The organism is Catenuloplanes sp. NPDC051500, assembly GCF_044454585.1.
Lineage (GTDB): Bacteria > Actinomycetota > Actinomycetes > Mycobacteriales > Micromonosporaceae > Catenuloplanes.
On record NZ_JBITDX010000004.1, the window covers coordinates 94,283 to 118,173 of the forward strand.

General features: G+C 70.2%; 24 protein-coding genes, 1 other RNA gene and 3 pseudogenes. 16 read left to right on the plus strand and 12 right to left on the minus strand.

Going from position 1 to position 23,891, the window contains the following annotated elements; all coding sequences use genetic code 11:
• Window positions 1–60: 60 nt before the first annotated feature.
• The 5 genes and pseudogenes from secA to ACIA8K_RS09700 form a co-directional block, all read left to right on the plus strand.
• A pseudogene (gene secA, locus ACIA8K_RS09680) lies at window positions 61–2,578 on the plus strand (preprotein translocase subunit SecA); the annotation flags it as partial.
• 89 nt (window positions 2,579–2,667) lie between these two features.
• Window positions 2,668–2,970: pseudogene (locus tag ACIA8K_RS09685) on the plus strand (SEC-C metal-binding domain-containing protein); the annotation flags it as partial.
• A gap of 246 nt (window positions 2,971–3,216) precedes the next feature.
• Window positions 3,217–4,047: an alpha/beta fold hydrolase gene (locus tag ACIA8K_RS09690; protein ID WP_396056875.1), complete on the plus strand. Its 831-nt coding sequence runs from the start codon at window positions 3,217–3,219 to the stop codon at window positions 4,045–4,047.
• Window positions 4,040–4,624, plus strand: a complete 585-nt coding sequence (locus ACIA8K_RS09695; protein WP_396056877.1) for a WHG domain-containing protein — start codon at window positions 4,040–4,042, stop codon at window positions 4,622–4,624. Before ACIA8K_RS09690 ends, ACIA8K_RS09695 begins: the two co-directional genes overlap by 8 nt.
• Window positions 4,624–4,806, plus strand: coding sequence for a hypothetical protein (locus tag ACIA8K_RS09700; RefSeq protein ID WP_396056879.1), 183 nt, complete (start codon window positions 4,624–4,626; stop codon window positions 4,804–4,806). The genes ACIA8K_RS09695 and ACIA8K_RS09700 overlap by 1 nt, the downstream gene beginning before the upstream one ends.
• Window positions 4,807–4,867: 61 nt before the next feature.
• Here ACIA8K_RS09700 and ACIA8K_RS09705 read toward each other — a convergent pair whose 3' ends face one another.
• From ACIA8K_RS09705 to ACIA8K_RS09720, 4 genes are all read right to left on the minus strand, one after another.
• Window positions 4,868–5,605: an Rv3235 family protein gene (locus tag ACIA8K_RS09705; protein WP_396056881.1), complete on the minus strand. Its 738-nt coding sequence runs from the start codon at window positions 5,603–5,605 to the stop codon at window positions 4,868–4,870.
• 57 nt (window positions 5,606–5,662) lie between these two features.
• A complete protein-coding gene (locus tag ACIA8K_RS09710) occupies window positions 5,663–5,947 on the minus strand; it encodes a hypothetical protein (protein WP_396056883.1) in 285 nt (94 codons plus the stop codon).
• Between the two features lie 165 nt (window positions 5,948–6,112).
• Entirely contained in the window at window positions 6,113–6,343 is a 231-nt protein-coding gene (locus ACIA8K_RS09715; protein WP_396056885.1) for a helix-turn-helix transcriptional regulator, read from the minus strand.
• A gap of 29 nt (window positions 6,344–6,372) precedes the next feature.
• Window positions 6,373–6,840 carry an Lrp/AsnC family transcriptional regulator gene (locus tag ACIA8K_RS09720; RefSeq protein WP_396056887.1) on the minus strand — a complete coding sequence of 156 codons (468 nt, stop codon included), beginning with the start codon at window positions 6,838–6,840 and terminating at the stop codon, window positions 6,373–6,375.
• 92 nt (window positions 6,841–6,932) lie between these two features.
• Here ACIA8K_RS09720 and ACIA8K_RS09725 point away from each other — a divergent pair, with 92 nt between their 5' ends.
• Together ACIA8K_RS09725 and ACIA8K_RS09730 are read left to right on the plus strand one after the other, a co-directional pair.
• On the plus strand, window positions 6,933–7,373 hold the full coding sequence (locus ACIA8K_RS09725) for a rhodanese-like domain-containing protein (protein ID WP_396056889.1): 441 nt from the start codon (window positions 6,933–6,935) through the stop codon (window positions 7,371–7,373).
• A 52-nt stretch (window positions 7,374–7,425) separates the two neighbouring features.
• A complete protein-coding gene (locus ACIA8K_RS09730) occupies window positions 7,426–7,932 on the plus strand; it encodes a DUF6912 family protein (RefSeq protein ID WP_396056891.1) in 507 nt (168 codons plus the stop codon).
• Here ACIA8K_RS09730 and ACIA8K_RS09735 read toward each other — a convergent pair.
• The 3 genes from ACIA8K_RS09735 to ACIA8K_RS09745 form a co-directional block, all read right to left on the minus strand.
• Window positions 7,920–8,399: a hypothetical protein gene (locus ACIA8K_RS09735; protein ID WP_396056892.1), complete on the minus strand. Its 480-nt coding sequence runs from the start codon at window positions 8,397–8,399 to the stop codon at window positions 7,920–7,922. The two genes, ACIA8K_RS09730 and ACIA8K_RS09735, sit on opposite strands and share 13 nt — an antisense overlap.
• 67 nt (window positions 8,400–8,466) lie before the next feature.
• Entirely contained in the window at window positions 8,467–9,408 is a 942-nt protein-coding gene (locus ACIA8K_RS09740) for a hypothetical protein (protein ID WP_396056894.1), read from the minus strand.
• A gap of 110 nt (window positions 9,409–9,518) precedes the next feature.
• Entirely contained in the window at window positions 9,519–11,951 is a 2,433-nt protein-coding gene (locus ACIA8K_RS09745; RefSeq protein WP_396056896.1) for a helicase-associated domain-containing protein, read from the minus strand.
• A 192-nt stretch (window positions 11,952–12,143) separates the two neighbouring features.
• On the opposite strand from ACIA8K_RS09745, the gene ACIA8K_RS09750 reads away from it, so the two are divergent.
• The 9 genes from ACIA8K_RS09750 to ssrA all read left to right on the plus strand — a co-directional run bounded on the left by ACIA8K_RS09750 (window position 12,144) and on the right by ssrA (window position 20,564).
• Complete coding sequence (locus tag ACIA8K_RS09750) at window positions 12,144–13,565, plus strand: serine/threonine-protein kinase (protein ID WP_396056898.1); 1,422 nt, start codon at window positions 12,144–12,146, stop codon at window positions 13,563–13,565.
• Window positions 13,566–13,860: 295 nt separating this feature from the next.
• Entirely contained in the window at window positions 13,861–14,376 is a 516-nt protein-coding gene (locus ACIA8K_RS09755) for a PadR family transcriptional regulator (protein ID WP_396056900.1), read from the plus strand.
• A 71-nt stretch (window positions 14,377–14,447) separates the two neighbouring features.
• Entirely contained in the window at window positions 14,448–15,569 is a 1,122-nt protein-coding gene (gene prfB, locus ACIA8K_RS09760) for a peptide chain release factor 2 (protein ID WP_396056902.1), read from the plus strand.
• Window positions 15,570–15,698: 129 nt separating this feature from the next.
• The gene (gene ftsE, locus ACIA8K_RS09765) at window positions 15,699–16,379 is read left to right on the plus strand and encodes a cell division ATP-binding protein FtsE (RefSeq protein ID WP_033339704.1); all 681 of its coding nucleotides are present in this window, start codon (window positions 15,699–15,701) and stop codon (window positions 16,377–16,379) included.
• 78 nt (window positions 16,380–16,457) lie between these two features.
• On the plus strand, window positions 16,458–17,333 hold the full coding sequence (gene ftsX, locus ACIA8K_RS09770; protein WP_396056904.1) for a permease-like cell division protein FtsX: 876 nt from the start codon (window positions 16,458–16,460) through the stop codon (window positions 17,331–17,333).
• A 130-nt stretch (window positions 17,334–17,463) separates the two neighbouring features.
• The gene (locus ACIA8K_RS09775) at window positions 17,464–18,738 is read left to right on the plus strand and encodes a M23 family metallopeptidase (RefSeq protein WP_396056906.1); all 1,275 of its coding nucleotides are present in this window, start codon (window positions 17,464–17,466) and stop codon (window positions 18,736–18,738) included.
• 169 nt (window positions 18,739–18,907) lie between these two features.
• On the plus strand, window positions 18,908–19,384 hold the full coding sequence (gene smpB, locus ACIA8K_RS09780) for an SsrA-binding protein SmpB (RefSeq protein WP_396056908.1): 477 nt from the start codon (window positions 18,908–18,910) through the stop codon (window positions 19,382–19,384).
• Between the two features lie 102 nt (window positions 19,385–19,486).
• Window positions 19,487–20,107 (plus strand): cellulose binding domain-containing protein, encoded by a 621-nt coding sequence (locus ACIA8K_RS09785; protein WP_396056909.1) that lies wholly within the window; start codon window positions 19,487–19,489, stop codon window positions 20,105–20,107.
• Between the two features lie 84 nt (window positions 20,108–20,191).
• Window positions 20,192–20,564: a transfer-messenger RNA gene (ssrA, locus tag ACIA8K_RS09790) on the plus strand.
• Window positions 20,565–20,805: 241 nt separating this feature from the next.
• Here ssrA and ACIA8K_RS09795 read toward each other — a convergent pair.
• From ACIA8K_RS09795 to ACIA8K_RS09815, 5 genes and pseudogenes are all read right to left on the minus strand, one after another.
• On the minus strand, window positions 20,806–21,234 hold the full coding sequence (locus ACIA8K_RS09795) for a hypothetical protein (protein ID WP_396056911.1): 429 nt from the start codon (window positions 21,232–21,234) through the stop codon (window positions 20,806–20,808).
• A gap of 74 nt (window positions 21,235–21,308) precedes the next feature.
• Window positions 21,309–21,485, minus strand: a pseudogene (locus ACIA8K_RS09800) (type II toxin-antitoxin system VapC family toxin); the annotation flags it as partial.
• A gap of 31 nt (window positions 21,486–21,516) precedes the next feature.
• On the minus strand, window positions 21,517–21,897 hold the full coding sequence (locus ACIA8K_RS09805) for a hypothetical protein (protein ID WP_396057666.1): 381 nt from the start codon (window positions 21,895–21,897) through the stop codon (window positions 21,517–21,519).
• A gap of 253 nt (window positions 21,898–22,150) precedes the next feature.
• Window positions 22,151–22,840: a lysostaphin resistance A-like protein gene (locus ACIA8K_RS09810; RefSeq protein WP_396056913.1), complete on the minus strand. Its 690-nt coding sequence runs from the start codon at window positions 22,838–22,840 to the stop codon at window positions 22,151–22,153.
• Window positions 22,841–22,903: 63 nt separating this feature from the next.
• Window positions 22,904–23,815 (minus strand): GntR family transcriptional regulator, encoded by a 912-nt coding sequence (locus tag ACIA8K_RS09815; protein ID WP_396056915.1) that lies wholly within the window; start codon window positions 23,813–23,815, stop codon window positions 22,904–22,906.
• Between the last annotated feature and the right edge of the window lie 76 nt (window positions 23,816–23,891).

Below are 23,891 nucleotides of genomic sequence, written 5' to 3' on the forward strand. Positions count from 1 at the left end.
ACTCTTCCTGCCCTTCGCGCCCTACGATGGTTCGGCAGACTGTGTAGGGAGCGTTGACCCGTGTCGATTCTGGAAAGAGTCCTCCGCGCCGGTGAAGGCCGGATGGTGCGGCGGCTCAAGGCCATCGCGGACGCCGTCAATTCGATCGAGGATCAATACACTGACCTCACGGATGACGAGCTGCGCGACCTGACCGAGCAATACCGTGAGCGGCTGGCCGAGGGTGAGTCGCTCGACGACCTGCTGCCCGAGGCTTTCGCCACGGTCCGCGAAGCCGCGTCCCGGGTTCTGGGACAGCGGCCTTATGACGTCCAGCTGATGGGCGGCGCCGCGCTTCACTTCGGGAACATCGCCGAGATGCGCACAGGTGAGGGCAAGACCCTGACCTGTGTGATGCCGGCGTACCTGAACGCGCTCTCCGGCGACGGCGTGCACGTCATCACCACGAACGACTACCTCGCCCAGCGCGACGCCGAGAACATGGGTCGGATTCACCGGTTCCTCGGCCTCACCGTCGGCGTCGTCCTGCCGAACAGGCCGGCCGCCGAGCACCGCGCGGCGTACGAGTGCGACATCACGTACGGGACGAACAACGAGTTCGGCTTCGACTACCTGCGCGACAACATGGCCTGGGCCGCCACCGAGCTGGTGCAGCGCGGCCACAACTTCGCGATCGTGGACGAGGTCGACTCGATCCTGATCGACGAGGCGCGTACCCCGTTGATCATCTCCGGCCCGGCCGAGCACTCCGCCCGGTGGTACGGCGAGTTCTCCCGCGTCGTCAAGCGCCTGCAGAAGGGCAAGGACGGCGAGGGCGACTACGAGGTCGACGAGGCCAAGCGCACGGTCGCGATCACCGAGCGCGGCGTCGCCCGGGTCGAGGACCAGCTCGGCATCGACAACCTGTACGAGTCGGTGAACACGCCGCTTGTCGGTTACCTGAACAACGCGATCAAGGCCAAGGAGCTCTACAAGAAGGACAAGGACTACATCGTCAACGACGGTGAGGTCCTGATCGTCGACGAGTTCACCGGTCGCGTGCTGCACGGCCGCCGCTACAACGAGGGCATGCACCAGGCCATCGAGGCGAAGGAGGGCGTCGAGGTCAAGCAGGAGAACCAGACGCTCGCCACCGTCACCCTGCAGAACTTCTTCCGCCTCTACAACAAGCTGTCCGGCATGACCGGTACGGCGCAGACCGAGGCCGCGGAGTTCAACAAGGTCTACAACGTCGGCGTGGTCACCATCCCGACGAACCGCCCGATGATCCGCGAGGACCACCCGGACGTCATCTACAAGACCGAGAAGGCCAAGTTCCACGCGGTCGTCGAGGACATCGTCGAGCGCCACGCGAACGGCCAGCCGGTCCTGGTCGGCACCGTCTCCGTGGAGAACTCGGAGATCCTCGCGACGCTGCTGCGCAAGCGCGGCATCCCGCACCACGTGCTGAACGCGAAGTTCCACGCCGACGAGGCGGAGATCATCGCGCAGGCCGGTCGCCGGGGCGGCGTCACGGTCGCCACCAACATGGCCGGCCGAGGCACCGACATCCTCCTCGGCGGCAACGCCGAGCACCTCGCGAACGGCGAGCTCCGCCAGCGTGGCATCGACCCGGTCGAGCACGAGGAGGAGTACGCCAAGGGCATGGAGGAGATCCTTCCGCACTGGAAGGAGAAGTGCGACGAGGAGGCGCAGGAGGTCATCGCCGCCGGCGGTCTCTACGTGCTCGGCACCGAGCGCCACGACTCCCGCCGCATCGACAACCAGCTGCGCGGCCGCTCCGGCCGTCAGGGTGACCCGGGCGAGTCCCGCTTCTACCTGTCGCTGCAGGACGACCTGATGCGCCGCTTCCGGGCCGGCGCGGTCGAGGCCGTGATGGACCGCCTCAACATCCCCGAGGACGTGCCGATCGAGTCGAAGATGGTCTCCCGGCAGATCAAGAGCGCGCAGACCCAGATCGAGGGTCAGAACGCCGAGATCCGGAAGAACGTCCTCAAGTACGACGAGGTCATGAACAAGCAGCGCCAGGTGATCTACGCCGAGCGCAGGCGCGTGCTCAACGGTGAGGACCTGCACGACCAGGTCCGCCACATGCTGGACGACACCATCACGGCCTACGTGCAGGGCGCCACAAGCAGCGGGTACGGCGAGGACTGGGATCTCGACCAGCTCTGGACCAGCCTGAAGCAGCTCTACCCGGTCGGCCGTACCGTCGAGGATCTGGCCGAGGAGGCCGGCGGCGAGGTCAACCACATCGACCCCGACTTCCTCCTCACCCAGATGAAGGAAGACATCCACGACGCCTACGACCGCCGCGAGCAGGAGCTCGGGCCGGAGGCGCTGCGGGAGCTGGAGCGGCAGGTGCTGCTCGCGGTCATCGACCGCAAGTGGCGCGAGCACCTCTACGAGATGGACTACCTGCAGGAAGGCGTCGGCCTCCGCGCGTACGCGCAGCGTGACCCGCTGGTCGAGTACCAGCGCGAGGGCTTCGATATGTTCCAGCAGATGATGGAGGGCATCAAGGAGGAGGCGGTCGGCTTCCTCTTCAACCTGGAGGTCCAGGTCGAGGAGACCCCGACTGTCGACCCGACGAAGGCTCAGGCGCTGCCTCGCGTCGGTGGCGACGCCGACGGGACGGCCACCGCCACCGCCGAGCCGGAGACGCAGGTCGAGGTGCGGGCCAAGGGCCTCGGCGGTGGGCGCGCCCAGCGTCAGCCGCTGCAGTACACCGCGCCGACAATCGACGGCGCGGCCGGTTCCGGCGCGGTCGAGATGCAGCGCCAGGCGCCCGCGCTCGGCGGCGACCCGACCCGGGACGCACCGCAGTCCCCGAGCGCGGCCGCCCGCCGCCGCCCGGTGACCGGCAGCGGTCAGGCGACTGCGTCCAACGGCCCGTCGCGCAACGCGCCCTGCCCCTGTGGCTCGGGCAAGAAGTACAAGCGGTGCCACGGCGCCGGCGGCACCGACTGATTCACCGCTTCACCGCTCTCGCCGGTTCGGCCCTCTCCGGGGCCGGGCCGGCGAGAGTCGTTTCAGGACCTTTTCGTCCCACTCTCGCCGTGGTCGGGACCCGCATGCTCCCGCGGGCCGCGGTGCCGTGGGTGGCCGGGCACACCCTCGTGGTGCTGCCGCTTGACCTGGTTGGCTAATTGCATTAGCTTATAGCTATCGGAGCTAGCCGCACGGCTAAGTCTCCGGCAAGCGAGGAGTTCAGCCATGACCGCACACCTGACCGTCGACGCCGGCACCATCGCGTACGAGGTGACCGGCGACGGGCCGCTGGTCGTTCTGGCCCCGGGCATGGGGGACACCCGCGAGGCGTACCGGTTCGTCGTGCCCCGCCTGGTCGCCGCCGGCTACCGGGTCGCCGCGGTCGACCTGCGCGGTCTCGGCGACTCGAGCGCCACCTGGCCGTCCTACAGCCGCACCGACATCGCGGGCGACCTGATAGCGGTGATCCGCCACCTCGGCGGCCCCGCCGTGCTGGTCGGGCACTCGATCTCCGGCGGCGCCGCCACCATCGCGGCCGCGCAGGCGCCGGAGCTGGTCACCGGCATCGTCGAGCTGGCGCCGTTCACCCGCGCCCAGGCGATGAGCCTGGGCGACCTGCGGGCCCGCAACTACCGTAAGGGCATGTACCGGATGGTCGGTGCCATGATGGGCAGCGTCTCCGGCTGGCTCGGATACCTCGAGCAGGCCTACCCCGGCAAGAAGCCGGCCGACTGGACCACCCGGCAGGCCGAGATCGGAGCCATGATGCGCGAGCCCGGCCGGATGAAGGCGCTGCAGAAGATGATGCAGACACCGCCGGCCGACGCCGGTGCGCAGCTTGGCAACGTGCGCTGCCCCGTGCTGATCGTCGAGGGCTCTCTCGACCCGGACTGGGTGGACCCGCGCGCCGAGGGCGAGGCCATCGTCGCCGCGCTGCCGGCCGGGCTTGGCCGCCTGGAAATGATCGAGGGCGCGGGCCACTACCCGCACGCCCAGTACCCCGACGAGACGGTGGCCCTGCTGCTCGCATTCCTCCAGGCCAACGCCCGTGCCTAGGGCCGGTCTGGCCCCGGCCGCGGTCGTCGCGGCCGGCGCCGCGCTCGCGGACGAGGTGGGCCTCGACGGCCTGACCATGGGCCTGCTGGCCGAGCGCGTCGGCGTGCGTACCCCGTCCCTCTACAAGCACGTCGACTCGCTGGACGGGCTCCGCCGCAGCATCGGCCTCCAGGCCAAACGCGAGATGAGCGACTCCCTGGCCCGAGCCTGCGTCGGCAAGTCCGGCGCGGACGCGGTGCATGCGTTCGCCGAGGCCTGGCGCCGCTGGATCCTCGCCCACCCCGGCCGTTACGCCGCCACCGTCCGTGCCCCCTCATCCGACGACGAGGAGGACACCCGGGTGTCCGAGGAGTCCCTGCAGATCCTCTTCGACGTCCTGGCCGGCTTCGGCCTGCGCGGTGACCACGCCATCGACGCCGCCCGCATGCTCCGCTCCGCCATGCACGGCTTCGCCAGCCTGGAGAGTTCCGGCGGCTTCGGCTATCCCCGCGACATCGACCGCAGCTACCGCTTCCTCATCGACACCCTCATCACCGGCCTCCAACCACACCCCAGCGATCCGGAAACTCCGGCCTGATGCTCCCGGCCCGGCGCGGCCCGGCGCGGCCCGGCGCGGCCCGGCCCGGCGCGGCCCGGCCCGGCGCGGCCCGGCCCGGCGCGGCCCGGCCCGGTCTGATGCTCCCGGCCTGGCGGCCCGGTCTGATGCTCCCAGTCTGGCGGCCCTGGTCTGGCGCTCGCGGCCTGGCGGCCCTGGCCTGAGGGTCCTGGTCTGGCGGTCCCAGCCGGACAGTCGTGGTCGGAGGTCCCGGCCGGCCGGCGGTCAGACGGCGGTGAAGGCGGTGGCGAGCCAGCGGCCGTGGAGGAGTTCGAGGCGGTAGGCCAGAGCCCACGTGCGGCCGGCGGTGGTGAGGACGGCTGAGGCTTCGGCGACGCCGGGGCGCGGCTCGCAGACGCGCAGGCGGCGAGGGTTGACGCGGCCGGCCGGGGGGAGCGGGCGGCGGCCGGCCACGGGTGGCAGGCCGGCGGCCTCGCGGTAACGGCCGATAGTGCTCAGGGCGGCGCCTGCGCTGGTCAGGATCGTGGGAGCCTCCATCAGGGCGGACATGGCGCGCAGGTGACCGATCGGGCGATAACCGTTCAGGATTTCCAGCGAGCGGGTGAGGAACCGATGTGCCGCGCCGCGCGCCTCGCTGGACGCCCCGGCCAGAGCCTCGGGTGGGATCGGCGGCGGTGTGCGGCCCGGCCCGGCCAGCCCGGCGAGCGTGGCCAGACCTGACAGTGATGTGGTTGGCCACGTGTCCGATGACGCGGGCAGCGTTGCGCCCGGTGATGGACCAGCCGACACGCCTGCCGGCACATCCGCCGACACGCCCGCAGTCCCGGCGGACGAGACGGCATGTGAGGTGGAAATGGCCGGCGGCGCGCGCCAGGGGAGCGTGAGCTGGTCGGCATCGGACCAGGCGAAGGGCTCGTCGTCGAACGGAGGGTCGAACGCCGGGACGCGGGAGACCCGGATGGCAGGGCGGACGCCGCGCGGATCGCACAGTCGCATGACCATGAGAATCGCTCCTAGAGCTTGCGGTACACCTGAAGGCTGGCAATTGCTCCTGAACGCTTACGTTGCTTCGCTTACGTTTGCTCGTTGACGCCGCGTCTTCTTGACGCCGCGCCGCTTCTGGACGCCGCGCCTCCTGAAGCTCCGGATGCCGCGCCGCTCTTGGATGCCGCGCCGCTCGTGGATGCCGCGCCGCTCGTGGATGCCGCGCCGCTCGTGGATGCCGCGCCGCTCGTGGATGCCGCGCCGCTCGTGGATGCCGCACCGCTCGTGGATGCCGCACCGCTCCTGAATGCCGCACCGCTCCTGAATGCCGCGCCGCGCGTAAACGCAGCGCCGCTCCATGAAGCCGCCTCCCTCCCGAAGCTCCCGCCCAAAGCACCTTCCCGCCGAAAGCTTGCGTTTGCCTCCGTTTGCCTTCGACAGCCTCCATTGAAGGACACACGCCACCCACTGTCAACGATCAACTTCAATGGGTGATCCGCTGGCGCGACCGTAAATACCCGCCGGTCAGGGCTCCGGATCAGGCTCGACCAGCGGGTTCTGCGCCACCCATTCCGCGGTCTCCGTGTACTTCGCCGCGATGTACTCCTCCAGGCGGGCGCGCTCCACCCGCCACTGCCCCCGGCCACCGATCTTGATCGCGGGCAGCTCGCCCCGGCGGACCATGTGGTAGACCTGCGAGTCCGAGACGTTCAGCTCCACGGCCACGTCGGACAGCAGCAGGAACCTCGGCTCCACCGGCAACGCGGCACCTCCCTCAGACCGTCTCAGTCTGCCATCGAGGGAGCGGCGACCGCCCGGGCCTCCAGGTGGCTGGAGTAGACCACGCTCGTGGTCACGCCGCCGAGCGTGCTGATCCGCCCGGTGATCTCCTCCAGGTGACGCATCGACCCGGCCAGAACCTTCAGCACGAAGCAGTCCTCGCCTGTGACGTGATGTGCCTCCATGATCTCGGGGGTACGGCCGACCAGCTCGTGGAACGGCCGGTAGTTCCCGGTGGGGTAGCGCAGCCTGACGAACGCCATGATGCCCAGCCCGACCCGCTCCGGGGCCACCACCGCGCGGTACCCGGAGATCACGCCGACCTCTTCCAGCCGGCGTACCCGCTCGGTGACTGCGCTGGCCGACATCGCGACCGTGCGAGCCAGCTCGGCGAAGCTCATCCGGCCGTCCTGCTGGAGCGCGTCGAGGATTCGCCAGTCGGTCTGGTCAAGCTCCGGGGGATTCGCGGTCACGCGCGCACTATAGCGGCGGATCAACGGCCGATGCCACGAAGAACCGCGTGAACTCTGTTAACCGCGAGCGCCTCCATCCGTACCGTAAAGGCATGTCGAATTTCGGTTCTGACCAGGCGATAGCCTGGTTTTCCGCCCGCCTGGCGATGCAGATCGACGTGTCGGACACGCACGCGGCGCTGGAGTCCGGCGCGCCCGGCTTCGTGCTGATCGACTCCCGGTCGGAGGAGTCGTGGGAGCAGGCGCACATCCCGGGTGCACTGCACCTGCCGCGGCGGCTGATCGTGGAGCGGGCGCCGGGGATGATCGACCGGGACACGCCGATCGTCACCTACTGCTGGGGGCCGGGCTGCGACGGCGCCACCCGGGCCGCGCTGGCGTTTGCCCAGCTCGGGTACCGGGTGCAGGAGATGATCGGCGGCATCGAGTACTGGATCCGGGAGGGTTTCGCGGTGCAGACCCCGGCCGGGCCGACGACCCGTGAGCCGGACCCGCTTACCGCCCCGGCGAAGGGTGCGACCTGCGCCTGCTGACCGATGCGGTCTAATTGGACCGCAGTGGTGACGGAGGCGGGGAGACAGAGCAGTGCCAGATCAGATCGTCCGGGTGTACGTCCCGGCAACGCTCCCCGTGCTGGCCACGCTGCTGGAGAAGGGCGAGACCGGCGCGCCAGGTGACCCGGTGCACGCGGTCACACCGCACCTGCGCGAGTGGTACGCGGAGGGCGACGAGGAGGAGCTGGAGTACGTGGCGTTCACCCGCGCCGCTCAGTCCGCGCTCGTGCTGCTGCACCGTGACCCGTCCGCGCCGCGCCGCCGCGTGGTGATCTCCGCCGACCTGCCCGCCGCCGCCCTGACCCGCGGCGACGACCAGCTCGGTTCGTCGATCATGGTGCTCGCCGGTGCGTTGCCGCTGACCGCGGTCGCCGCGGTCCACGTCGACGCCACCGAGGCGGAGACCAATGTCGCGGCGGCCGTGGACGCGGTTCCGGGTGCGATCGACGGCGACGAGGACGCCCAGTTCGCGGTGGACGGCGCCGAGGATCATGAGCTCGAGTGGTACGACACCACTGAGCTGGATCAGATCGCCTGAGCCTTCTCCAGCCGGTCGACGTAACGGGCGGCCGGCGCGGCGAGCGTGACGCCTGCCGCGACCGCAAGCCAGGTGAAGAGCAGCGGGTTGACCCACCACGGCACCAGCTCGAAGCGGGTGCCGTCGGACCAGACGCAGGTGCGCTCGACCGGCAGGTCCCGCGTGGCGATGCCGGTCCACAACTCGTCCGCGGGGCCGGGTGTGCCGGAGTAGAAACCGGCCGCGGACGCGCACATCTCACCGGCGTCGAGGGTGAAGGACGAGGACAGCGCGCCGACGCCGTACGTGCCGGCCGCGTAGCCAAGCGAGATCAGCACGATCGCGACAAGCGTGCCCGGCGCGAGCAGTGCGCCCGTGACCGTCAGGCCCCGCCGCCGGACCTGCCGCCGGACATGTCCGGCCAGCAGGAGGAGCGGCGACGCCAGGATGAGGATGACCGCGACGAGCGCGACTATCGCGTAGACCATGCCGGGAACGGTAGGGCGATGCGCCGGCCCGCACCATGATCTACACCGGATCGGCACACAATACGTACTAATCGTCCTCGGTGGGCTTGAGCGTGCGGCCGAGCAGGATCATCGCGGTGATCGCGCCGATGAAGAGCACGACCAGGCCGTTGTTGAAGCGCGCGTTCGCCAGGATGTCCTGGGCGGCGCGGTCCGCCTCGCTGAGCTGCCCGGCCAGGTCCAGCAGTTGGCGGCCGCCGGTCCGGGCGATCGCCTCGGACGCCAGCAGCACCAGGCCCGCGCCCGCGCCGCCGGCCAGGTAGACCGCCCACTTCGGCCGCTCGTCACCCTGGCCGCTGGCCAGCGTCAGATAGGCGATGACGCCGGCGAGCAGTGCGCTCAGCAGCGACGCGGTCAGCGAGAACCAGCTCAGCGCGCTCGCCTGCGAGGCCTGTGTGTCACCCGCGCCGAACAGCTCCAGCAGCGGGCCCTGGAACAGGTTGAGCACGAACCCGGTCAGGAACACGCCCAGGCTCGCGTTGATCACCGCTCCGGCGAGCGGCGCGTGGCGGATGCCCGCGAACGCGCCACCGGCCGTCGCCGAGGCAGCGAACGTGGCCGCCAGGATCGTGATCGCGTCGCCCTGCCCGTAGCTCTCCAGCACCACAAGCGCCGCGCCCACGCCGACAAGCAGCCCGGCCACGGCGGCCACCGCGAACCGCACTGTCGCGCCCGCGCGGCGGACCGGGCCGATGAGCGTCACGGCGGCCAGCCCGGTCGCGGCGCCTGCCACCAGGCTCGCGGAGATCAGGCCGGGCAGCGAGTAGGCGGCGAGATAGACCGCGAGCGCGCCCTCGGACGCGGTGGACACCGACACCTGCGCCGATCGGAGCATCACGCCGAGCCAGCTGAGGGCCAGAACCGCGAAGACCGGCGCCAGGGGTACGGAGAAGCGCCTCCGCTTCTCCGCCGGGGCACCGAGGTCAGCGCTGTCGTCGGCGGGCGTGCGGGTGCGTGACTGCTTCGTCATCCTCTGTCTTCCTGCCTGGGTGCCACCAATCGGCGGACTCAGCGTACGCGGCTCGGCCGGCGGTCGTACCATGCCGGACCTCGCCTTTCGCCTTTGCCCGCTTCGTCCGGTCAGGCCGGGCTGACCGAGACGATCCGGCCGAGCGCGAACGACACCTCCTCGGACAGTGGCGGCGCCCAGCCAACCAGGAACTCGCCGTCCACCGTGATCGGCTCGACCAGACGGGTGTAGCGCTTGCCACCGGCGTTGACGTACTCGATGTGCACGCTGTGGCGTTCGTGGACGCAGGCGACAAGCATCGCGCGGGCGGCGCCGTCGAGCCGTTCCGCGTAGAGCGCGATCTGTGTTTCCGTGCCCTCCCGCGGCGGGCGGGGTTTCGGCGCGAGCGCGGCGAGGCGCTGGCGGGCCGCCTCAAGCGGGTCGGCCGGCGCGGGCGCGCTGAGCAGGTTCTCCGCAAGTAGCAGCGCGTCGTCGCGGGTGAACTCGTCGTCGTCCGGCGGCGAGGGGTCGGGTGGAAGGTCCGGCGCGGGTGCGACAGGTGCCCGGTGCCGCACCAGGGGCCCGCCGGACGCGTCCTCACCGGCCGGTGCGAATCCCGCAGCACGCAACACGGCAAGCGTCTCCACCACGCCCGCGGGGCTGATCAGGACGGTCGGCGCCACCTCGGCCAGCCCGAACGCGGCCAGTTCCCGGGTGGACAGGATCTCCGCGACCAGCGCGGGGTCCGCGGTGTGCAGCACGCAGCCGGCCGGCCGGACCCGCACGTGCCCGTGGCGGCGCGCCACGTCCGTGATCAGGTAGTCGAGCGCCTGAGGGAGCGGCCCGGCCGCGGCGAGCGCGGCGCGCAGCTCCTCGGCCCGGTGGCCGTCGTCGAGCGCGCGGCGCACCGAGGCGGTGCTGAACCGCCAGGTGCCGGCGTTGCCGCGGGACTCCCGGTCGGCGGCCGCGTCGAGCAGCGCCGCGAGTGGGGCGGCCGGAATGCCGGGCACCACCACGGTCAGGTCGTTCTGGAACAGCGCGGTGCCGACCGCGTCCGGAAGCAGCGTGTCCGCGACCTCGTCGAGGCCGGCGCCGGAGATCAGCGCGCGCCCGAGCGGGGTGAGTGCGCCGTGCGCCACGACGCCGCAGAGCCGGGCCTCCTCCCAGAGTTGGACGACAAGCTCGTCGCGGTCGCCGGTGAGTGGCGTGTCAAGCGGCCGGTGCCAGCCGACCGCAGGACCGGCCGCGAACGGTGCGGGCAGCCCGGTGCCGTCCGGGAGCGCGGCCAGCAGGTCGAGCAGCCCGGCCTTGAGGCGGGGCGCGACCACGTCCACCGGGTGCGGGGTGAGCGCGGCGCCGATCGGCCCGAAACCGCCGCGGTGTGCGGCAAGCGGCGCCGGTGCGAGCGTCGGCCAGCGGCGCAGCAGCGCGGTGAGCCGCCGGGCCGGGCTCAGCCGCTGCCAGCCGGCGTGCCGCTCGGTGACGGCGTAGTGGACCGGGTCCATGCCGTATCCGACCCCGCGGTCGTAGACCGCGTCGACAAGCCCGGCCGCGTGCGCGAGGACCAGCCAGAACCTGGCCTCCGCGGGCGAGCAGCCGGCTGCCTTGCCGAGCCGGGTCAGCTCGCGCGCGCCGACGCCGCCGGACTTGAGTGCGGCCGCCGGGGTGGCGGTGATCGCGTCGAGCAGCGCGGTCACGTGCTGTACGGCGGCGTGCGCGGCCGCGGCGGACTCCCGGCCCACCGCGTCCGTCGCGACCGGCACCGGCTTGGGCAGCGGCGGCTCCGGGGTGAACGGCGGTGTCCAGTCCGGCCCGCGCAGTGCGATCGCGACCTCGGCGGGCATCTCCAGGCGCCAGCCGCTGAACGCGAGCAGGCCTCGGTTGACCGCCCAGTCCTGAGCGGCGGACCGGGTGGAGTCCGGCGTCGCGACCGGCAACCCCGCGGCCATCGCGTGCAGCAGGTCGCGGGCCTCGGGCGGTGCGGTGTCGGCGAGCGCGCGGACCGCGGGGGCGTCGGCGAGCGCGGCGCGGACCGCGGCGTACGCGTCGTCACGCTGCGGCCCGGGGTCGGGGCGGCCGGCCGCGACCGCGATCTGGCGCAGCCGGTCCGCGGGCGTCTCCCGGTAGAGGCGGGCGGCGTCCGCGCCCAGACCGAGCGGGTTCGGGAACGCGCGGGCCAGCTCGGTGGGCACGTGCAGCGCACCGTCGTGATCGGGCCAGGCGAGCGCGGAGTCGGCGAGCCGGTCCAGCGCGCCGGCCAGGCCGGGATCGCCGGCCGGCAGCCCGAGCTGGTGGGCGAGCGTGACGCGGGGGACCGGCCGGTGCCGTCGGCCTAGGTGGACGAGCAGGCCGAGCAGCTCGTGGCCGGGCAGGGGCAGGGTGCGCAGCGCGGTCTGCAGCGCGGTGGGCCGCTGCAGCCGTTCGGCGAGCGCGGGCAGGTCGGCCGGGGGCGCGGCGGCCCGGGAGCCGGTGGTCACATGCACGCTGTCCGGCCGGTTGAGCAGGATCCGGGCGAGCTGATCGGGGCCCTGACCTGCGAGCCATCGTACGAGTGGAGACGCCACGGCAGCCAAATGTTCCCTATCGGCTCCGGCCGGTCAATCGGGCGTCATCCGACATGGTTGTTTATCGATGATCGGCGCGCGTTTGTCCAGGTCGCTGTGTCGGGTGGCATGCCCGGGGGTCGGGAATCCGCCGAATCGGCCGTAGCATCAGACCGCAGCCGGGCGGGGGGTCGTCCGGTGGGGAGGACCACGATGACGGGTCTGCTGCACGGCCGCTACCAGATTGAGACCGAGATCGCGCGAGGTGCGATCGGCGCGGTCTGGTCCGGCCGCGACACCGCGACCGGGCGGGCGGTGGCGGTCAAACTGCTGCGCTCCGAGGCCGCCTCCCAGCCTGACCTGGTGCGTAACTTCGTGGACGAGGCGGAGATCCTCGGCGAGCTGTCGCACCCGTGCATCGTGCGGCCGATCACGTTCGGCCGGGACGAGGGCCGGCACGTCTTCGTGATGGAGCTTGTCGACGGCGAGGATCTGCGCAAGCGACTGCGCCGCGACGGCCCGGTGCCGCCCGCGGTCGCGGTGAACCTGGTGGCCCAGCTGGCGACCGCGCTGGCCTACCTGCACGGCCGAGGCATCGTGCACGGGGACGTGAAGCCGGGAAACCTGATCATCCCGGCCGACGGCGGCCCGGTGCGGCTCGCCGACTTCGGCGTGGCCCGGCGGCTGCGTCCGGCCGGGGCGGAGCCGCGCGCCACCCATGCCACGCCGGAGTACGTCTCGCCCGAGGTTGTCGACGGCGCGCCGCCCAGCCCGGCCTCGGACGTCTATGCGATGGGCGTGGTCCTGTTCGAGCTGCTGTGCGGCCGGAGCCCGTTCAAGGGCGGCACCCCGCTTGACGTGCTGGGCCGGCACCGCCAGTGCACGGTGGTCCCGCCCGCGGGCCTGCCCGCGCCGGTGTGGCCGCTGATCGAGCGCTGCATGGCGCCGAACCCGGCGAACCGGCCGGACGCACGGATGATCGGCGTGCGGCTGCGCGAGGTGGAGTCCGCGCTGGCCGGGATGCCGCCGCTGCCCGCGCTGGGCGAGGGCGACGTGACCTGGTGGCCCCGCCCGGACCGCCGCAGCCAGGGCCGGGCACACGTGCGGTGGGTGCCGCTGGTGGCCGCGCCGGTCTCGCCCGCGTCCGGCGGCCGGATGGTGGCGCTGCCGGTGATGGAGTTTCAGGACTCGGTGTCGGCGCCGCCGTTCTCTGCCGTGCCGTTCTCGGCGGAGCCGTTCCCGTTCTCCGGCCCGCCCCTGGGTCTCACGTCTGCTCCGCCGCTGATGCCCATGTCGGCTCCGCCGATGATCCTCACGTCGGCTCCACCGCTGATCCCCACGTCGGCTCCACCGAACCCGGCCGCTGCCGCGCTCGGCGCCGCATACAGCGCGGGCGGGCCGTGGCCGAGAGCCGCCGCCGGCCGGTTGCACATGCCGGAGATGGGCGTGATGGTGGGCGCGGAGATCCGCCCGGACGGCCGTTCGCGACGACGCCGGTTGATCGCGGTTTGTGTGGTGGCCGCGTTCCTTATGTTGATCACTGTGGTGAGTGGGGTGCTTCTCTCCGGAGGGGACACGAGCGGTATGCCAGCACGTCGGGTACCGTCCGGGACCTCCACCGTGGTCGCCCGCTGACCCCTGTTTTCCTTTGGCCTTGACCCCCGTTTCCCGATATTCGGGCGCCGGAGTCTGCAAAGCTGAGTCGGGAGTGGTGCATTGCACCCCGGGCGGGCCACGTCTTTCGTGAGAACCCTGCCAGATCCAGAATCGGACAAAGGGCATTCGCGGTCGAATAGTTCCCGCTCATGATCACTATTTGTGCCCGGTCCGAGCCGGACAGTCCGCGCAAGACAGTGCACTGTGGAGACGCGTTGGCGCGGATAAGCCGAAATCCTGGACGCCGGGGCTACAAAGTGGCAGCGTAATGGGCATGGCCGAGACAGGAATCAACCCAACCGCGGCTGCCCTCCTCGGGCTGCTCCACGAGGGGCCGATGACGGGTGGGCAACTGATGGGTCAGGCGGAGCGCCGCCTTGGCCCCTTCTGGTCGATGACCAGAAGCCAGGTTTACCGCGAATTGCCGGCGCTTGCCGAGATGGGTTATGTCCGGCTGGGTAAGCCGGGGCCCCGCTCGAGCCAGCCCTACGCGATCACCGCGTCCGGAAAGCGCGCGTTCAGCCGTTGGCTGACCGACTCCCCGGGGCGCGATGCCATTCGCAACCCGATCGCGCTCCGCGTCGCGTTCGGGGAGCAGCACAGCGAAGGTCAGATGGGCACCTTGATCGCCGGTGCCAACGAGTACCACACGGCCGCCTTGGCGTCCGCACGTGACCAGGCCAAGGAGGCGAAGAAGGACGGCGACAACTACGGGGCTTCCGCGCTGGAGTTCGCGGTGGCTTATCACAAGGCGGCGCTCACCTGGCTGAAGACGGCGCCGGGAGCCTGATCCGGCCGTCTGTGCGCGGATCGGCCCGGGGGGAGCCCGATCGCGTACAGCGCGCCGTATTCTTGGGTGCTGTGACTGCAGCCGACTTTTCCGACCAGCTCAAACACCTCGACGCCACCCTGCGGAACATCGAGGGCGTCCTCGACGTCGACAGGCTCCGCCGGGAGAAGGCGGAGCTCGAGGAGCAGGCCGGCGAGCCCAACCTCTGGGACGACCAGGCGCGTGCGCAGCAGGTCACCTCGAAGCTCTCGTACATCAACGGAGAGATCTCGAAGCTGGAAGGGCTCCGCTCCCGGCTCGACGACGCGTTCGTGCTGCTCGAGCTCACCGAGGGGGAGGACGACGCCTCCTCGCTCGGTGACGTGGGCACCGAGATCGAGACGCTCACCAAGGCCGTGGACGAGCTCGAGGTGCGCACGCTGCTCTCCGGCGAGTACGACGCCCGTGAGGCGCTTGTCGCGGTGCGCGCCGGCGCCGGTGGTGTGGACGCGGCCGACTTCGCCGAGATGCTCCTGCGGATGTACCTGCGCTGGGCGGAGCGGCACGGCTACCCCACCGAGGTCTACGAGACGTCGTACGCGGAGGAGGCGGGCCTCAAGTCCGCCACCTTCGCCGTGAAGGCGCCGTACGCGTACGGCACGCTGAGCGTCGAGTCAGGCACCCACCGCCTGGTCCGGATCAGCCCGTTCGACAACCAGGGGCGCCGGCAGACGAGCTTCGCCGGTGTCGAGGTGCTGCCGGTCGTCGAGACGACCGACCACATCGACATCCCGGAGAACGAGATGCGCGTCGACGTCTACCGCTCGTCCGGCCCCGGCGGGCAGAGCGTCAACACCACTGACTCCGCGGTACGGCTCACGCACATCCCCACCGGCATCGTGGTGACCTGCCAGAACGAGAAGTCGCAGCTCCAGAACAAGGCGTCCGCGCTGCGGGTGCTCCAGGCGCGTCTGCTGGAGCGCAAGCGCCAGGAGGAGCAGGCCAAGATGCAGGGCCTGAAGACCGACGCGGCCGGCTCGTGGGGCGATCAGATGCGCTCCTACGTCCTGCACCCCTACCAGATGGTGAAGGATCTGCGTACCGAGCACGAGACGGGCAATCCGACCTCGGTCTTCGACGGCGACGTGGACTCGTTCATCGAGGCCGGCATCAAGTGGCGTAAGCAGCAGCAATTGAGTGGCGACGCCGAGTAACCAGATCGGCGTGTCGCGGATCGAGCCGGGAAAGTCACCCGTTCGGACGATCTTTTATCGGGTCATCACGGACAGATCGGACTAGGCCTGGACTTGGAGTTTTCGTTACACCGCGTAGACTCTGGACCCGTGATTCAGCTTGAGAACGTGACCAAGACGTATCCGAAGGCGTCCCGGCCGTCGCTGGACGATGTGTCGGTCGGGATCGAAAAGGGCGAGTTCGTCTTCTTCATCGGCCCGTCCGGCTCCGGCAAGTCCACGATCATCAAGCTGCTGCTGCACGAGGTCGCCCCGAACAAGGGGAAGGTGATCGTCAACTCCAAGGACGTCACCTCCATGCGTTCGTGGAAGATCCCGCACTTCCGGCGCTCGATCGGCTGCGTGTTCCAGGACTTCCGGCTGCTGCCCAACCGGACTGCCTACGAGAACGTCGCCTTCGCGCTCGAGGTGATCGGAAAGACCAAGGCGGTCGCCCGCCGTGTCGTGCCCGAGGTGCTGGAACTCGTGGGTCTCGGTGGCAAGGAGCACCGTTACCCGCACGAGCTCTCCGGCGGTGAGCAGCAGCGTGTTGCGGTGGCCCGTGCCTTCGTCAACCGCCCCCTGATCCTGCTTGCGGACGAGCCGACCGGAAACCTGGACCCCGACACCTCGATCGAGATCATGCGCCTGCTGGACCGGATCAACCGGACCGGCACGACCGTCGTCATGGTGACCCACGACTCCAACATCGTGAACCAGATGCGGCGCCGGGTCATCGAGATCGAGAGCGGCCGGATCGTCCGTGACCAGCCGCGCGGCGTTTACGGCTGATGACAGTCCGTAACTGACGGCACCACCTCCCCGATCCCCTGACCCGGCAGCAGACGAGCCCCGAAGGAAGCCTCACCGATGCGCGTCAAATATGTCCTGTCCGAAGTGCTGGTCGGACTGTGGCGCAACGTCACAATGACCATCGCCATGATCATCACGATGGCCGTCTCGCTGACGATGCTCGGCGCCAGCACTCTGCTGTACCTGCAGGCCAACGAGATGAAGGACTACTACTACGCGAACATCGAAGTGGCGATGTTCCTGAAGTCCGACGTCAACGACGAGCAGCGCCAAGCCCTCGACCAGAAGCTCGACAGCGACGACCTGGTCCAGGACTACGAGCTTGAGACCAAGGAAAAGGCGCTGGAGAAGTTCCAGACGCTGTGGCGCGACACTCCCGATCTGGTCAACTCGGTCAGCGCCGAGCAGCTGCCGGAGTCGTTCCGCATCAAGCTGAACAACCCCGAGCAGTACGAGGACTTCGCGGTCAAGTACCGCGACGCCGAGGGAGTGGACGAGGTTCTCGACCAGCGCGAGCTGCTGGAGAAGGTCTTCGGCATCCTCAACTCGGTGCAGACCGCGTCCCTGGTCGCCGCGATCGTCATGGCCATCGCCGCGTTGATGCTTGTGGGTAACACCATCCAGGTCGCCGCGTACAGCAAGCGCCGCGAGGTCGCGGTCATGAAACTCGTCGGCGCGTCCAACTGGTTCATTCAGGCGCCGTTCGTGCTTGAGGCCGTCACCGCCGGCGTGGTCGGCGCGCTGCTCGGCTTCGGCATCCTGGTGCTCAGCAAGATCTTCCTGATCGACGGCGCGCTGCGGGACCTGACCAACCTGCTGACGCCGCTCAGCTGGGACAACGTGCTGCTCATGCTGCCGTTCATGGCCGGCGCCGGCGCGCTTGTCAGCGCGGGCACCGCATGGACCACGCTGCGGTTCTACCTGCGGGTCTAGGTACCGCCCGCGTTACCGCACCGCCATCGCCGTCCGTCCCGGGTCCACCGGGACCGGGCGGCGATTCGCGTTTCTGCGGGTGGGGCCCGTGGGACGCCTGTAGGGTATCTCTCACGGAGAATCGGGGGAAATGTCCGTGAAGTCCTACCGCAGTGCGCTCGGAGCCCTGCTGGTGCTGGCGTTCATCACGCCCGGTCCCGCCCCGGCCGCCGCCGACCCGCGCGACGACCAGCGGCGGATCGAACGGGAGGTGGCCAAGGCCGCCTCCATCCTGGAAGGCGCCACCGACCGCGCCCAGGCCGCCGCCCGCAGTCTCGCTGCCGCCGCCACCGGCCTCCCACCCGCGCAGTCCCGCGCCGAGCAGGCCCGCGGCCGGGTCGCCGCCGCGCAGGCCGCCGCGGACACCGCCACCCGCAAGGCCGAAACCGCCAAAGCCACCCAGACCAAGGCCACCAGGGGGTACGAGACGGCGGAGCGCCGCGTCGACGAGGCCCGGGGCCGGCTCGGTGACCTGGCCGCCGCCTCGTTCAAGGGCGGCGACATCGGCACGCTCAACGTCATCCTCGGCGCCACGCCGACTACGTTCGCCGACCGGCTCGGCTACATCGACCGGGTTCTCGACACCCAGCGCGGCGCGCTCGGCTCGGTCATCGACGCGCGCGGCGCCGCCCGGGACGCCCAGAACGCCGCCACCACCGCCCGCCGCGCCGCCGACGACGCCAGCGCCGAGGCCCGGGCCACGCTCGCCACCGCCCAGCAGGCCCAGCGTGCGGCCGACGACGCGGTCGCCGAGGTCGAGGCGCTCACCGCCCAGCGCCGCGCCGCGCTCGGCGTAGCCCAGCAGGAACGCGCGGCAAGCCTCGCCAAGTACCGGCAGTCCCGCGACGACGAGGCCCGCGTCGCCGCCCAGGTCCGCCGCTGGGAGGAGGCCCGGCGCCGCGCCAGCCGGCGATCACAGTCGCAGCACGGCGGCGGTATCAGCCAGATGCACCCCGGCGCGCGGCTGCTGATGCCGGTCCAGGGCTGGAAATCAAGCGACTTCGGCTGGCGCTTCGACCCGTACTACAAGGTCTGGAACCTGCACACCGGCGTCGACCTCGCGGCCGGCGGTGGCCAGCCAATCTGGGCCGCAGACGACGGCGAGGTCATCCGGACCGGCTGGGCCACCGGCTACGGCAACCTCACCTGCGTCGCCCACGGCCAGGTGGGCGGCGACTCGGTCAGCACCTGCTACGGGCATCAGTCCCGGATCCTGGTCTACCCCGGCCAGCACGTCCGCCGTGGCCAGATGATCGGCCGGGTTGGCACCACCGGCGCCAGCACCGGCTACCACCTGCACTTCGAGGTCCGCATCAACGGCACCCCCCGGCAGCCGCTCGGTTGGCTGCCCGCCTGTCTGTGTTGACACCCGCGGGGTTTCGGTGACCACCCGCGGATCCGAGGCCGCGGGAGCATGCGGGTGGTGACCACGGCGGAAGCGGGAAAGCCGGTTCTGAGGTTTTGGTCAGTGGGGGCCGGCGGGGTGGGCGCTGTAGCATTGCGACGCTGATCCGACGATGAGGGAGTTGTGCACGATGCCGCGCGAAAAGGGGCGCAAGGTGGTGGCCTCGAATCGCAAGGCGCGCCACGACTACACGATCATGGACACCTACGAGGCCGGCATGCAGTTGACCGGCACCGAGGTCAAGTCGCTGCGGGCCGGCCGGGCATCACTTGTCGACGCGTTCGCGCAGGTCAGCAACGGTGAGATCTTCTTGCATTCGATGCATATCCCGGAGTACACGCAGGGCACGTGGACCAATCACGAGCCGCGGCGCATCCGGAAACTGCTGCTCAACCGCGCCGAGATCCTCAAGCTGGCCGGAAAGGTCCGCGAGGACGGGCTGACCATGGTGCCGCTGCAGGTGTACTTCGCGGACGGCTGGGCCAAGGTCGAGATCGGTCTCGCCCGCGGCAAGCGGGACTACGACAAGCGGCAGGACCTGGCGAAGAAGGACGCGCAGAAGGAGATCAGCCGCGCGGTCGGGCGCCGCAGCAAGGGCATGGACTGACGTGGGCGCCGCGCGGTAGCCTTCCTCGTCCATTACGCCGGGCCCGTCTGGGCGCGGCGTGATCGCCCGGTCATCGGGCGGAGTGCGGGAGGAAGTCCAGCCTTGCCCGGCAATCACTCCGAGGGTGTCGCGACAAGCGGTTTCCTCGGCTTCTCACCCACCCGGTCCCGGCTCGCGATCGCGGCCGTGGCCGTCGCCGCGGTCGTCATCGGCCTCGCGGTCTGGGCACTCACCAGCTCCTCTGATGACGAGACCCGGCCGTCGCTGATCGTCGTCCCGACAATCGCGCTGTCCGGCCCGCCCGAAGGCGTGATCACCGCGGACCCGTTCGAGGAGCCGTCACCGACGCCGACGCCGTCCTTGTCGTCCGCGGCCGTCGCCTCCCAGCCCGCCACCGTCCGGGAGCCCGCCGGCCTCGGCGCCCGCTACGTGCTCGGCAGCACCTGGGGCGAGGGCTTCGTGTCCAACCTGGTCATCGGCAACGACACCGGCGCACCGACCACATGGCAGGTCCGGCTCACCTATCCGGCGAACGTGGAGATAGCGGTCACCGGCTTCTGGAACGCCACCGCCTCCGTCTCCGGCGCCACGCTCGTCCTCGACGGCGGCCCACTCGCCGCCGACGGCGAGGTCCAGGCCGGATTCCAAGCCACCAAGAACACCCCCGCCCAGGTCAACCCCACCTCTTGCACGATCAACGGGTCCCCGTGCGCCGGATTCTGACATGCGGGGGTATCTCATGTGACGTTCGGACGAGAACGCGTTAACCTTGTGAGGTCGCGCCGCCCAGCCGGGCGGGGCCTACGAGGGGGTGACTGGTTTCGACTTCGGATGCTGAAGCAGGAGAAGCGAGCTGAGGAAGCCAACGTCGTCTCATAAATCGGTCGTTGGAAGCTATAAGCGCCAACTCTAAGCGCTCTGAGCTCGCTCTCGCCGCCTGAGGCGAGTAGCAGCTCCGTTGGTCTAGGCACGCCTTCGGCCTAGTCACCGACGTCATCTAGAAGGCTGGCCAAGCAAGCCCCGTCGTGAGGCTTGTGCGGTGAGACTAATCGCGACTGGGCCCGTCACACCGACTCGCTTGCGTGATCGGAGGGGCCGAGTAGAGGCACAGCAAGCTGCGCTCGGAGAAGCCCTGTAGATTCACCGAAGGACCCGGGTTCGATTCCCGGCACCTCCACGGCCTGCGGCCCCCCTGTTCGCGGAAAGCGCGAACAGGGGGGCCGTTTCGGATTCTGCTCCGGGGGCCGAGCCCCCGGAGGCCCCGCGTTCTGGTGGTCGCGGTTCGCGGTGTGGGGGTCGCGGTTCGCGTTCTGGTGGTCGAGGTTCGCGGTGTGGTGGTTGCGGTTCGCGGTGTGGTGGGAGTAAGCGGTCAGGATCTCCACGGTCGACTGTGGGTCGTCTTCGCGGGCTGAGCGGCCGCCTCAGGGGCAGTCGACCTCGTGGTACGAGACGTACTCGCTGTACACCGCACTGACCTCGAACCGCAGGCAGTACGGATCGCCGCCCTCGGCCGGGTCCGCGACGTCGAATCGGGCGTCCACCCACCCCACCAGCCGGCCGTCCTTCTCCGTGCTGTTCTCGGCGTGCGAGCCCAGGACTGTCCCGCCCTTCCGGTCCAACTCGTCGATCAGGTAGTTCACGCCCGCCTCCCCGTGCAGGCCTCCGCTGATTCTCCCAAGCGTCGCGTTCACGTCCTGCGCGATCAGTTCTGCCCGGTCCCGCGCCCACGCCTCGGCGTCCGGGTCCGTGACCATCCACGACGTGTTCAGTACCACCAGTAGAGCCACGATCATCACTGCGGGCACGGCGACGGCCGACACCCCGAGCACCACCCGCACTACCTTCCACATGTCGGCCATTGTGGACCGCACCGGCAACCGCCGCTCCGCATGAACAGGGCTCGTGGAGTAGGCAGCCACAACCCTCAAGCAGGGAGTACCTCGATGTCGTACTTCTGGATATGGGGGTCGCGGGTTACCAGGGTCAGCCCTTCGATCTGAGCTTGGGCTATCAGGACGCGGTCGAAGGGATCTCTGTGGTGCATCGGCAGGCGGCCTGCTGTGATGCCGTGCTCGGCAGTGATATTCAGCAGGCGGAAGCCGCTGGGACTATGTGGGTGTCGAGGAGAAGTCTTATGGTGCCAGCCCGAAGTCGCGGGCGATGGCGTCGTCGACCTCGGGGGAGTTCCAGTCGTCCGAAGTGATGAGTCTGCCCTGCAGGGAGCCTCGGCCTGTGCGGGTGATGCCCGGCCGGATCGTTGGCAACGATCGGCGCCGGCCGGACTCATCATCGAGTTGCCAGAAGTCCCAGCCGTCGATAAACCGGGCCCGCACTCGTTGCCCCTCGTAATCCGCGTGGATCGCTGTGCCGTTGCCGGTCGGCCGGGCGGGCTCATCCGCGTGCAGAGTGCTGGCAGCTATCAATCGACGGATGATCGCGCTCTCGGAGAGATTGATTAGGGCCGCGAACGACACGGTGCGTTTGGTCTCTTCATCCCCTTCGATGATGGCCATTGTCTCACCTCCAGCGTCACGGTAGCGCCGTGAGCAAGCAAAGCAGCAAGGCATGAGAAGGCATAGCCGCGTCAGCGGTGCAGCGCTGCAACGAGAACGCCACAGGTGAATGCAAGCAGGCAGGTAGAGCGAAGGCCGGTTCTCCTCCGGCTCCCTTGATCGACTGGCGGCCACGTCTCCCATAAAACGCCACGTCGGAGGCGCGCCACCCTCCCGCCCAGGTGGCCGGGAGTGTCTTCCGTGGCGTTAGGGATCAGGTAAGGGCAACGACGATCAGTTGGCCGATGAGGTTGTTGACGACGTGGACGAGGACGGCCGGCCAGATCGAGCCGCTGCGGCGGCGCAGTTCGGCGGCGACCAGGCCGACGATCAGGGCGGTGAGGAAGGCGGAGTTGAGGCCGTGGGCGAGGGCGAAGATGACTGAGCTGGCGATGACGCCGATGAGCGCGCCGTAGCGCAGTAGGGCGGTGGTGACGACGCCGCGGAAGAGGAACTCCTCGCCGATGGGGGTGAGGATGGCCAGGAACAGGATCGAGAGGATGACCGTGACGAGGCCGCCCTGGGCCGCTTCGCGGTAGGGGGCCTGGATGTCGTCGGCGGGGCCGGCCAGGTAGAGGAAGGCGGCTGCGGCCAGGCGGGACAGCACCATGGCGAGAAGGCCGCCGGCTATGCCGATCAGGAGCCAGCGCGTGGAGGTACGGACTATGCCGAAGGCGGCCCAGTCGCGGATGCGGATCCGGTCGGCGACGAGGAAGCCGGCGAGGCCGGCCACGCCGGAGAGGGCGGCGAGGAAGAGGCCGCCGACGACGGGGGAGAGCCGATCGCTGACGCCTGTGGCGTTGAGCAGGTACGGAAGGCCGAAGGCGACGACGGCAAGCGTGCCCAGGCCGGCAAGGATCTCGGTCCAGCCGGGCTTGATCGTTCGATTGGTGAGCACGGACATGAGAGCGGCCTCCCTGGGAGCGACTTGGCCTATGCCAAGCGCTTTAACCGAGAGTGTCCTATGTCAAACCGATCGGCGGGCGCGGATCTCGTCGAGGACTGTGGCGACCATCTGGACGGAGCCCTCGTCGAGGACGTTGCCGAACTCGACGACCTCGGTGCCGGGTGCGGCGCCCTCGCCCAGGTCCGGATCCTCGGTCGGTACGACAAGCACGGCCAGGTCCGCGGGGACCGGCGCGGTGGTCGGGACGATCACGACTGTCGCACTCGCGGCGGTGGCCAGCCAGTCGCGGACCTGCTCGCTCTGGTGCTCGGTCGAGTAGCGGACGCCGACGCGGGCGGAGGCGGGCAGCTCGGCCACCGTCATCAGCGTGCGGATGTGCGGGGCCACCACGATCGCGACCGTCTCGGTGCCGCGCTGCCCGGCCCGCGCCCACCGGCGGACCGCGGCCAGGTGGAAGAACGTGGTGATGACCAGGTCGACGTCGGCGGTGACGGTGTCCAGCTCGGTGAGCAGGCTCGGCCGTACGTTGACGTGCAGCCGGGCGGACAGCTCCTTGGAGAACGCCTGCGCGCGCTCCTCGTTGCACTCCACGAACACGGCCCGCACCTCGCTCGTGCTCTGGCGGGCGATCGCGTACGCCGCGTCGCGCACCTGCTCCGGCGTCATCCCGCCGTGCAGCGCGGCCAGCACGGCGTCCCGAAGCGTCGGCGCGGGTGAGGCGGGCACGGGCGGCGGCGTGGCGATCACCGTGCCGGACGCACCGCGGGTCTCGATCAGCCCGAGTTCCCGCAGCGTGGCGTACGCCTTCACCACTGTGTTCCGGTTGACGCCGAGGTTGTCCGCGAGCTGCCGGACCGGTGGCAGGCGCTCGCCCGGCCTCAGCCCGCCGCTCTCGGCCAGGAACCGGATCTGCCCGACGATCTGCCGATAGACCGGGACGGCCGACGTCGAGTCGACGGACAGCGTGCTCATCGGCCGAGCGTACGTCGCCTGCCCAGGCGGCCGTGGCGCGCTGTAGCGGTGGGGGCGCAGGTGCCGACGGATGGCT

What these genes read in the sequence shown, in the direction of transcription:
- ACIA8K_RS09690 (WP_396056875.1), top strand. Translation starts at nt 3,217, where the DNA reads ATGACCGCACACCTGACCGTCGACGCCGGCACCATCGCGTACGAGGTG.
- ACIA8K_RS09700 (WP_396056879.1), top strand. Translation starts at nt 4,624, where the DNA reads ATGCTCCCGGCCCGGCGCGGCCCGGCGCGGCCCGGCGCGGCCCGGCCC.
- ACIA8K_RS09705 (WP_396056881.1), bottom strand. Translation starts at nt 5,605, where the DNA reads ATGGTCATGCGACTGTGCGATCCGCGCGGCGTCCGCCCTGCCATCCGG.
- ACIA8K_RS09710 (WP_396056883.1), bottom strand. Translation starts at nt 5,947, where the DNA reads ATGGAGCGGCGCTGCGTTTACGCGCGGCGCGGCATTCAGGAGCGGTGC.
- ACIA8K_RS09725 (WP_396056889.1), top strand. Translation starts at nt 6,933, where the DNA reads ATGTCGAATTTCGGTTCTGACCAGGCGATAGCCTGGTTTTCCGCCCGC.
- ACIA8K_RS09735 (WP_396056892.1), bottom strand. Translation starts at nt 8,399, where the DNA reads ATGGTCTACGCGATAGTCGCGCTCGTCGCGGTCATCCTCATCCTGGCG.
- ACIA8K_RS09740 (WP_396056894.1), bottom strand. Translation starts at nt 9,408, where the DNA reads ATGACGAAGCAGTCACGCACCCGCACGCCCGCCGACGACAGCGCTGAC.
- ACIA8K_RS09750 (WP_396056898.1), top strand. Translation starts at nt 12,144, where the DNA reads ATGACGGGTCTGCTGCACGGCCGCTACCAGATTGAGACCGAGATCGCG.
- ACIA8K_RS09755 (WP_396056900.1), top strand. Translation starts at nt 13,861, where the DNA reads ATGGCCGAGACAGGAATCAACCCAACCGCGGCTGCCCTCCTCGGGCTG.
- ftsX (WP_396056904.1), top strand. Translation starts at nt 16,458, where the DNA reads ATGCGCGTCAAATATGTCCTGTCCGAAGTGCTGGTCGGACTGTGGCGC.
- ACIA8K_RS09775 (WP_396056906.1), top strand. Translation starts at nt 17,464, where the DNA reads ATGTCCGTGAAGTCCTACCGCAGTGCGCTCGGAGCCCTGCTGGTGCTG.
- smpB (WP_396056908.1), top strand. Translation starts at nt 18,908, where the DNA reads ATGCCGCGCGAAAAGGGGCGCAAGGTGGTGGCCTCGAATCGCAAGGCG.
- ACIA8K_RS09795 (WP_396056911.1), bottom strand. Translation starts at nt 21,234, where the DNA reads ATGTGGAAGGTAGTGCGGGTGGTGCTCGGGGTGTCGGCCGTCGCCGTG.
- ACIA8K_RS09805 (WP_396057666.1), bottom strand. Translation starts at nt 21,897, where the DNA reads ATGGCCATCATCGAAGGGGATGAAGAGACCAAACGCACCGTGTCGTTC.
- ACIA8K_RS09810 (WP_396056913.1), bottom strand. Translation starts at nt 22,840, where the DNA reads ATGTCCGTGCTCACCAATCGAACGATCAAGCCCGGCTGGACCGAGATC.
- ACIA8K_RS09815 (WP_396056915.1), bottom strand. Translation starts at nt 23,815, where the DNA reads ATGAGCACGCTGTCCGTCGACTCGACGTCGGCCGTCCCGGTCTATCGG.